At 57.0% G+C, this 9,774-nt stretch carries 3 protein-coding genes; all 3 read right to left on the reverse strand.

From position 1 onward, the window contains the following. Positions 1-5,357, reverse strand: a 5,357-nt coding sequence (locus MJ768_RS13860) for an IPT/TIG domain-containing protein (RefSeq protein WP_239292556.1), incomplete at its 3' end; no start/stop codon positions are given. Between the two features lie 24 nt (positions 5,358-5,381). Further along, complete coding sequence (locus MJ768_RS15200) at positions 5,382-6,860, reverse strand: hypothetical protein (RefSeq protein WP_256449869.1); 1,479 nt, start codon at positions 6,858-6,860, stop codon at positions 5,382-5,384. Positions 6,861-6,906: 46 nt separating this feature from the next. Continuing rightward, positions 6,907-9,633, reverse strand: a complete 2,727-nt coding sequence (locus tag MJ768_RS13875; RefSeq protein ID WP_239292560.1) for a beta strand repeat-containing protein — start codon at positions 9,631-9,633, stop codon at positions 6,907-6,909. Positions 9,634-9,774: the final 141 nt, after the last annotated feature.

Consider the following 9,774-nt stretch of genomic DNA (forward strand, 5'->3'; position numbering starts at 1 on the left):
CCGGCCAGATCGTGGATGAGGGTAGTGGTATTGCCCAGCGGATCCTTGAGGCTGACCAAGTCACCTTCCGGGCTATAGTTCAAGGTGACCACGTTGCCCAGCGGGTCGGCGATGGTCTTGACCTCGCCGCTGCTTGTGTAGGTGTAGCGCGTGGCGTTACCCAGCGCATCGGTACCTTTCAGCATGCGCCCCGTGTTTGGGTCGTATTCCAAGGTGCGGGTCACCTTGTCGCCATTGTCCATATATTGAGTAACACTGGCGATGGTGTTCCATTTTGGATCGAAGGTGTAATCGGTAAAGCGACCATCGGGATCGGTGGTGCGTGTGCGGTTGCCGTTAGCATCGTAGGCGTAACGCATGGTGCGTCCGATGGTGTCCTTGATGGTGGTGATACGGCCATTCAAGTCGCGGGTGTAGAGCACTTTCTGGCCCTGACTGTCCACGGTTTCCGTCGCGAGGCCAGCGTTGTTGAAACGCTGAGTATTGCTATTGCCCAGCGCGTCGGTGACGGTGGTTTCCACCACCACGCCGGGGCGGGTAATGGTCTGCCCGGCTTGATTTTGTGCCCAGTCTTCGCCGCTGACCTGATATTCCCCCCCCACCGTTGCAGCGCATGCGCCGGTCAGCTTATACGAGAATTTCAGTTCCAGGCCGTCTTCCAGCACTTGCCGCAGTACCCGGCCGCTCTTGCTGTAATACATGGTAATGGGGCTGGTCTTGCCCGGATTGGTGATGGTCTTGATCCGGTAAGGCAGGGGCGGGTTGGGTGCTAAACCAAGGCAAACGTCGGATTTGGTGGGTACGGCGGGCAGCGCGGTCGGGGTTTGGGTGACAGGCAGGCTAGTGTCGTCCTGATAAGTGTAGCTGGTCACCCCGCCGTCGGGCGCGGTGACCTGGGCAATCCGGTTGTCCGCGTTGTAGGCGTATTGAACCTTGCGGCCGATGTCGTCTACCACCGAGGAAACGAATCCATTAGCGCCGTAGTTAAATTGCATCGTGCGCAAACCGCTGGTGACATTCTGGATCCGTCCGTCGGATCGGCGCAGGATAGTGAGAGTTTTGCCGGCGGGATCGCGCTGTTCGACGAGATATTGCAGACCCACCGCGCCAAATCTTGCGAAATGCCACTGGCTCCCCTCGCTGAGGGTGAGTATCCAGCCAGTGCCTTCCTGTTTGAGAACGGCGCCATCATAGGTGCTATTTTTTGTAGTCTTGAATCCGCCCTGTACATCAGGTGTGAAGTCGGTACGGACATTGCCCGGCTCAATCAGCCGCACCAGGCTGGAGCTGAGGTTCAGCAAGGTGATATCGTAATTCAAGATCCAGTTGAGGCCCAGACTCAGCACCGTACCGGCGATCTTGTTGAACGGGTCGTAGGGATTAAACGACCGGTGCACCACAAGATCGACGACCGAGGTGACATAAAGGTCGGTTTCGGAGGGTGTTTCCTGCCCGGTGGCGAGCCTGACCGGCTTGCAAGTTAAAGCCGGCGGTTCAGCAGCTCCCTTAGGAATGGGCGGTGTTGAGGGCTGTTTATTCTGGTTAATTTCAAAACAGGGCAATCCACATACTCCGCAGAAGCGTGGAATGCCGGTACCTGCATCAGAGACGATTACCTTGCCATCGGCCGAAGCTGTACCGGTGCCGCCCACTTTCCACTCGCCGGTGCCGCCCATGGGGCTGCCGTCGTAATACCAGAGGTTGGTTTTCTCGCCGGGATCCAGGCCAATATCGTTGGGCAATGTCACCGGGATGGGCGCCGATGGCACGCCGCCCATAGGGGTGCCGAAATAAAGCTGGTATACCGAATTGGTGGCAATGGGCGGCGGCGAAACCGGCAGACGATCCGGGTTGAGCCTTTCCACCGCAATGCGGTCTTTTTTCACCCCGTCCCAGCCGATGATGGTTACACCGGCGGGAATGGTAATCGCAAGACCCGGATAACGTTCATCGGTAATTGACTGAGCCTGGCTGGATGTGACAATGGGTTTGAATTTGTCATCGCTGGGTGGTGGGTTGATTATCCAGTCGTCGTACACTCTGACCTGGCCTACCGTCAGATTGACGATATTTGGCCAGATGGGGTAAAGAGGATGCGCTTCGGTCGCGTCAAACCTCAGTTCCACCTTGCCTGAGGGCAAGCCAGTGAGCAGGAAGTTGCCCGCGCTGTCGGTTGTGGTGGTCTTTGTGTCGAAGCTTACCCTGACATCCGCGATGCCATCCCCCGCCGGTGTAACAAAGCGCCCTTTCACACCCGTGACGCCGCTGTTGGCTTGCACGTTGACATTCACAATGGCCGTGCGCGGCTGATCGACGCCGGAGATGTTTGCCATGGCGGTAAGGGTGATGGGGAAAGTCCCGGTCGCCGCACCCGCTTCGGCTTTCAGGCGCAGCACGCCAGGCTGGCTGGCAGTCAGGTAGGCAGGTTCGAATTTCGCCGTGACGCCGGCTGGCAAGCCGCTGGCGGAGAGGCGGGTCAGCCCGATGAAATTCTGGCTGCCGCTGCTGGCAAGCTGGATGGATAGGGCGGAACTGGAGTCCTGCAGCAGGCCGATGCTGGCAGGACTGGCGGTCAGGTTTAAATCCTGGTCACGGTTGATGGTGAACAGCGGCCATGTCGCCACTCCGAGGCTGTTGGTAACGGAGATAGCGCCGGACTGCGCGTTTGCCGGAACCACTGTGGTCAATTGTGTTGCGGTAGCGGCGGTGATGCTAGCCACGGCGTCGCCCGCAAATGTCACTGTGTTTTTTGCGGCTTCGGGGTTAAAGCCGGTGCCGGTGATGATGATCTGGGCGCCGGGTTGGCCGTGATCCGGATTAATGCCGGAGATGCCAAGCACCGGGGCGATGGAGATAATCTGGACTTGCAGGCTGGACGATGTGCCGCCCAACGGCGTGAAAACGGCTACCGTGGCATTGCCTGCCAATGCCAGCTGGTTGCCCGGAACCGTAGCATCAAGCTTGGTGTCGCTTACGTAGGTAGTGGAGATTTTCTGATTATTGAACAGCACATAAGAGCCGGACAGGAAATACTGCCCGGAAAGGCTGATTATTTGGTCTGTGCTATCGGCTTTGAGGGTGCTGGGCGTAATCGAACTGAGAACCGGAACTTGAGCCTTCACAGTGAAGGTGAGGGAGTTCGAATCGCCCCCTCCCGGCAGGGGATTGCGCACAGTAACAGGAATTTCTCCAGCCGCAACGACGAGCGTGGCCGGCACATCCGCTTCAAGATTCCTCGGATCCACATAACGAGTGGTTAGTGCAGTTGTACCCCACAGCACTGACGATTTGTTGATAAAGCGGGAGCCTTGCACCTTTAGCACCCATGCGGCCGAGCCAGAAGCGATCTCCGTTGGGCTAATAGCGCTCAGCAAGGGTTTGGGGCTGGGCAAATCAACGAACATCAGGTCGTCCTTTTCCCCTGAAAGCACAAAGGCCTGATTGGTCGAGGTTGCGATGGCCAGCGCAAGAGGGCGGGGCACACCTGGAAATTCCTGTACTGCCGCTTTGTCATCCTTGAGATCAACCAAACTCAGGAGATCAGATTCCTGACTGGCCACGACTGCCTGCGAAAAATCCGGGTGGATAGCAACAGCCCCAGGGTGCCGGGCCAAACTGACGGAACGGATGAAGGTCATGGAGTTCAGGTCCATCACCCGCAGGGTATTTTCCTTGGGGCTTGAGATCACCACCAGACCGAGACTTTCATCCACTGCGATACTGCCCGGCTCAAAATCCAGCTCCAGACTTGAAGTGATGCTCAGGCTGGCAAGATCCAGGGTTGCGAGGTGTCGGTTTTGGCTCAGCAGGAAGGCTGCGCCCATGCCGGAATGCACAGCGAGGGCGCGATAGACCTCGGTTGTGTTCAGCGCCGCTAACTGCTTGCGAGTTGCATTGTCAAGGACGCGAATACCCTGAGGGTTATCGGTCAGCACCAGGCTGCGTTTACGTGCGGGATCGGTAGCGATGGCGAGTATTTCCGCGCCCATCTGAATGCGTTCGGCAAGGAGCTTGGGTGTAGAGGGCAACAGGTCGACGAATCCTATTTCATCGGATGGCGTGGTGAGTCCGAGCACCGCCAGGTTGGATACAGGATCGATGGCGATCTTGCGGGCGCCTGCATTGAGGGGCAGCCCGCTGCGGAAACGATTGGACAAGCGCCAGCTGGATAACAGCCCATTCTGCCGTTCGGTTACGGCATAAGCCTGGCCTTGGCTCTGGTGCACCGCAACGTCCCGATAGCGGAATAGCATGCTCAGCGGTGCAGCCAGCTTGGCCTGCAACGGGTCCAGTCTAAGTAGCTTGTCACCAAGCGGCAGAGAGGTATAAAGCACCTTCGCTGTAGGATCAAATACCACATCGCCGGGTTTGTCCGCGAGCAGATGTCGGCCTTGATTCAAACTTTGCTTGAGGTCTATCAGATTGACGCTGATGTCGTCCTGCGTGGCAATGAATGCGTTGCTGCCCTGGCGATCTACTGCCAGACGGTTAGCCGACCCCTCAATCGCGCTTATGGTGTCGATAAAGCTTTGTGATGGATCAGGAAGCGATGGGTCTGAACGTGACGGGTCAGGTAGTACTGGATGAGTTCGTACTGGATCTATCAGCATCCACTGATCCTTATTTTTGGGCAAAAACAGCGCCAGGGAATCGGTATCCCACCATAGCAGTCCGTCGATTTGGGAACCGATGGATAGGGTCTTGATTACTGCCAGAGTCATGAGATTGACAGTCAGAATATCACCGCTCTGGGTGCCGACCAGCAGAAACGGGAGTCCCGATACCAGAGCCAGCCGCACGGGCTTGCCGTTGACCTGAAGCGTACGAAGAACAGCGCCGGTGTCTAGATTCAACTCCAGCAAGCGCCCTTCCTTGTCGGCCACATAGAGCCGTTTTTGTTTCTGATCCGCCAGCAGTGCAACCGGCTTGCCGCCTACCGGCCAGTTGGCCTTGATGGCAACTGTTTTGAGTTGACCGGAGCCCGTCGCTGAAATGACGGTAACATCCGCACTGCCCTGCAGCAGGGCATATATCACCGACCCATCACCACTCAATGCCAGACCGATGGGTTTGGCGCTCAACGGTATGCTGCCAATGTCTGCACCGCTGTCGGGGTTCAACAAGGCCATGCCTGCCTTGTTATCCTGCCCCATTGCCAACACCCGAGCCGATTTGGCCAGAGCCAGCACATTGGGCCCATTGGAAACCGCCAGAGTGGATTCACCTGCCGCACCGGATTCCCACGCTGCCTGCACCCCCGAACTCAAACCCGAAAACAGCAGAATGATCGCCAACAAAATGAGATGCCAGCCTTGCCTGACAGCCGAAGAGCTGATGTTTGGATGCTGACTTCTCATGGGGATCACCTGTCCTGTTTTCGCTTACTTCATCGCCAGCATGGCCAAGGCAGCTGGAGGGGCTGCATATTCCTTGCCCGTTGCCGTAACCAGCGTGACCTGCTGCGGTTGGCCAGGCGTTGAGGTCAATATCACTTTTTCCACGCGCTCACCCATGGCAAAGTTGGACATGGCATCCCCGAGCGAAGCCACAATCGTATAGGAGGTGGTAGCCGACAGTGTGCTGGGGCCAGAAGGCAGACTGATGCTCACGCTGGCGCTCGCGTTGGCCGTGGTGCCCGTCAGCGCGGGGCTGATTGCGATAATCTGCAAGCCATTGGCTGGTATGACGGTCAGCTTGACTGTATTGCCCACCGGTACACCAGTCGTTTGGAACACCACCGAAACCGGGTTGGGCGTGGTGGAAGGCAGAACAATATCCGCATTTCCTGTGGGAATCGCAGGAGCCGCTACGCCCGCCACACTGGTAATCATCAGTGTGGGCGAACCTGCCACGAACAGTGGCCCGGGTGCCGCAAAGGTAGAAGCTGGGTTAGTGCCCGAGGTGCGGGTGATAGCTTCGGATTCCAGCCTGATCCGACCTGTTGCTGTAGAGTTACCTGATACTGCGCTAATAGCACCGTTACCGGCAATGGTGGTGGCAACGATCTTGATGGCGCCGCCGCTGCCGGTGCCGCCAGTACCACCCACCCCTGTGCCACTCAGGATGCCAGCTACTCCGCCATTGGCGAGAATTTGCCCGCTGACCGTTACAGTTCCCGATGCGGCGATGAGAATGGCGCCACCACCACCACCGCCGCCAGAGCCACCAAATGAAGCCCCACCCGAACCACCACCACCGCCCGAACCGCCTATCATGGGTACCAGGCTGGATGAGCCATAGATTGAACCGGCAAGCACTGCAGCGTTTAAAGCATTGTTATTTTGGGGTGTTGAACAATTAGCTTGACCAGCACCAGAGCCAGTTATCCCTACTGCACCGAAAGAGCCTGACCCCCCAAATAACGCATTGAAATAACCACCGCTTACCCAATAACATCCCGGCGCGCCGGCTCCGGCACCCGGCCCCAGGCCTGCCCCACCACTTCCCTGCGGATTGGTGTTATCTGTAATGCCCGCTGTACCCCCGCGTCCGCCGTTATAGCCGCCGGGCCCCCCTTCCCCCGGCAGGCCGTCATCGCCGACATTGCCATTTCCGCTCGCGCCCGTTGCCGTCCCGTTGGTGCCACTGACGTTAACGGTGCCTGCGATGGCTACGTAGCAGCTGGCCAGCAAAACCACGGGGGTGTTGAGTGCATTCTTTTTGAAGGTCACCGTTACCCCGGTTGGAATATTAACCGAGGTGAAGTTGAACACGCCGCTAGCAGGCAACGTGAGCTGCGTGTTTACAGTGGGGCTGAATGCCCCATCGGAACCGGTGCTCCCGCTAGTGAACGCCAGGGCCACGGTGGAGCCCAGGGCTAGGGCGATTGCCGAGGCTGCGAGGGTAAGTTTTATTTTCATGGTCATCTCCTTAATTTTAAAAAATACTGCGTGGCTCTAAATGGCTTCATTGCAGGATGGTGAGCATGTTGCTTGGACTCGCTGCCGCATCGGTCATCCCGGCCGGGGTGACAACTCTGACCACTCGCGCCCCGCTGGCTGCGCCCGTTGCGACCGTGAGGCTGACCGTTATTTCCGTGCCGGATGCATTGACCACGGGCAGCGAAACGACTGATACATCTGCGGCAGGCTCGATCACCACGCTGCTGGAGGCGGTCAGGTTCTGGCCACGAATGATCAGAATGATGGATTCGTCTTTATGAAGCAGGATGGGCTCAATAGAATCGATATGCGGCAATCCGACAGCAAGGTAGAACCTATCTGATCCTGCCTGGGCAAAGGGCACCTGGGTGGTATTTGCGGACAGGGCAATCTTGTGGGTGCCGACGGTTGCATTGGATGCAAAGCTGATCGGAACGCTGGCTTGCTTGCCGTCCGCGCTGACGGTAACGGTGCCACCCAAGGTGATGCCGTCTGCCGGGCTGACGGTAAACTTGTTCACTCCATTAAGCTCTGATCCACTGACCATAAGCGTGCCACTGCTTCCCAGGATGTGCGTATCTACGCTTGCGCTCAGTGCGACAGGCCCATAAGTCACACCCAGATTGGGATTAAGGGTAAGGATAGGCAGCACGGCCGGGGGCGGCGTTGTCCCATCCTGCAAGACCACGCCCAGGGCTGGTGCGATGAAGGGGCCAAAATCCGTACTCGTTCCAGTCGTGTCGAGCTTGTTGATGCCCAGGTTGGGCGAATAGATCGGGCTACTGGCAGAACCGGCAGTACTGATTAGCGTGATGGTGTTTGACACGCTGGGCGTGGACACAGTCTGTCCTATAGCTGTGGTAAGGACGAGGGTGCGCGCGCCGGGCGTGGCATTGCTCGCGGCTTCGATGCCCACGGTAAGAGCGGTGCCGTCACTGTTTACGACCGGTGAAGAACCAATGGTCATACCATCCGGTGGAAGGGAGCTGACTTGCTGAGCGTTCTGGAAATTGACGCCACGTACTGTAAGTGTGGTTTGTCCCCCGCCTATGACCAGATAAAGCGGGTCGACTGAATCGACGCTGGGCAGTTTTGGGGCAACCTGGAACTGCTTGGCTTCGGTTGTCGAGAATGGAATCGACTTGCTGCCAGCCAGGGCGGTGACATACCGCATGGTCTGGGGCGCGCTCAGGTCAATGCTGACAGCCACAGTCACCGATTTCCCGTCTGTACTTGGGCTGGGGGTTGCTATGGTCAGGCCATCCGATGGAGACATCTGCACGGACGACAACCCTTCAAGCTGGTTGCCTGTCAGCGTTAGCGTGAAGCTGTCTCCGATGGATCTTGCGTGCGGGGAAATACCGCTTACAACAGAGCCTACGCTGACCCCAACTGGCAATGAATAGGCACTGACATCGGTGCTCGTTGTGGCGTCCTGCTGCATGAGCAGACCCAGGATGGGCGCGCTTACAGGCGTGACGATTTGAGTGATTTCGTTCACCACACGGAAGGTATTGGCAACGTTCGAGGTAGTTAAGGAAGTGCCGCCCGGTGTAGTCACGGTTACCAGCCGGTCACCGATAGTTGCGTCGGCTGCAATCTGGATAGAGGTGCTCGCAGCATCGCCGGTAGCACTGATTACGGGTGATGCGCCCACTGTAATGCCGCTTGCCGGACTGAACTGAATGCTCTGCATACCATCCAGATTCTTTCCCCGAATGATGAAGGGCATAGTGCTGACGCCCTGTACTGCAAATAATGGATCGATCGAGGTAATGACCGGTACAGGAAGCGTAATAGACAGCCTATCCTGACCAGGCCCAGCAGAAAAATAAGGTTTGTCAGTGCCATTCAGGATGAGTTGCCTTAGGGTTGTAGGCGCATCCTGGGCCACCGTGATGGGTACCGTTACCGATTTACCGTCGGTCGCTGTCGTAATGGAACCCAGTGTCAAACCGGTGGACGGGACTATTGCTACACCAGTGACATTTTCCAGACCTATACCTGAAACGATGACCGATGTTGGGCCTGACCCAATTGAAAGGGCGTTAGGCGTTATCCCGGTAATAACCGACCCACGGGTTACACCCAGTAGCGGAGATTGCAAGGACAAGCTGCTGGGAGCGCTCGGCGGCAAAACAATCGATTCAAGCGTGACACCCAGATTAAGCGCGCGGGCGATATTAAACCCTGCAAAATCTGCAGTGACATAAACCGGGATGGCAATACTTTGCAGGCCGGGGGAACTGGCCGACAGGCTTGTTATCCCACCTGTCTTGCCGGTGATTTCGGTTGTGACTTCAGTCGATCCGGCCACAATATTGACAGTGGTGGACGCAAGCTGTGCAATGCCTGTATCAGCTGTCGACAGGGTAATGGTGTGATCAATATTGTCCTGGTTGCCAAGCCGCACAATGAATTTATAGGGTGTATTGTTCGGCGGAATAGCAATAGGGATGGGGCTGATTGCCAGTTTTGGTAGGGCAGGATTGACTGTTATCGCAAAATTGGATGAAGATTCAGAGTTACTCAACTTGAACGTGTTAGGGCCGAGCTGCGCAAGTTCACTGGCACTAAGCAAAAATTTGATTTGCTTGTCTAAAATCTGCAAACCAGAGATGCTGAAGTTTGCATCTGGCGCTGTTATGCTGGTTCCGCTCAGCACGTCACCCACTATCGTGATCTGCTGGCTCGAACCTCGCCGTACTTGAGCCGGCGATACCGAACTGATAACGGGAGATTGTGGCTGCAAGCCACCTTGTACCCCAAGAATATTTCCAACACCGTCGTAGGTATAACGCGTAATCAGTCCTTGCGGGTTGATGAAACGAATCAGGCGCCCTAGCAGCCTGTCGGGCTACCCGTTAATTCTGCCAGCCACCTGGTATTGCCG

The sequence above is a fragment of the Candidatus Nitrotoga sp. 1052 genome, assembly GCF_927312905.1.
Taxonomy (GTDB): Bacteria; Pseudomonadota; Gammaproteobacteria; order Burkholderiales; family Gallionellaceae; genus Nitrotoga.

What these genes read in the sequence shown, in the direction of transcription:
- MJ768_RS15200 (WP_256449869.1), bottom strand. Translation starts at nt 6,860, where the DNA reads ATGAAAATAAAACTTACCCTCGCAGCCTCGGCAATCGCCCTAGCCCTG.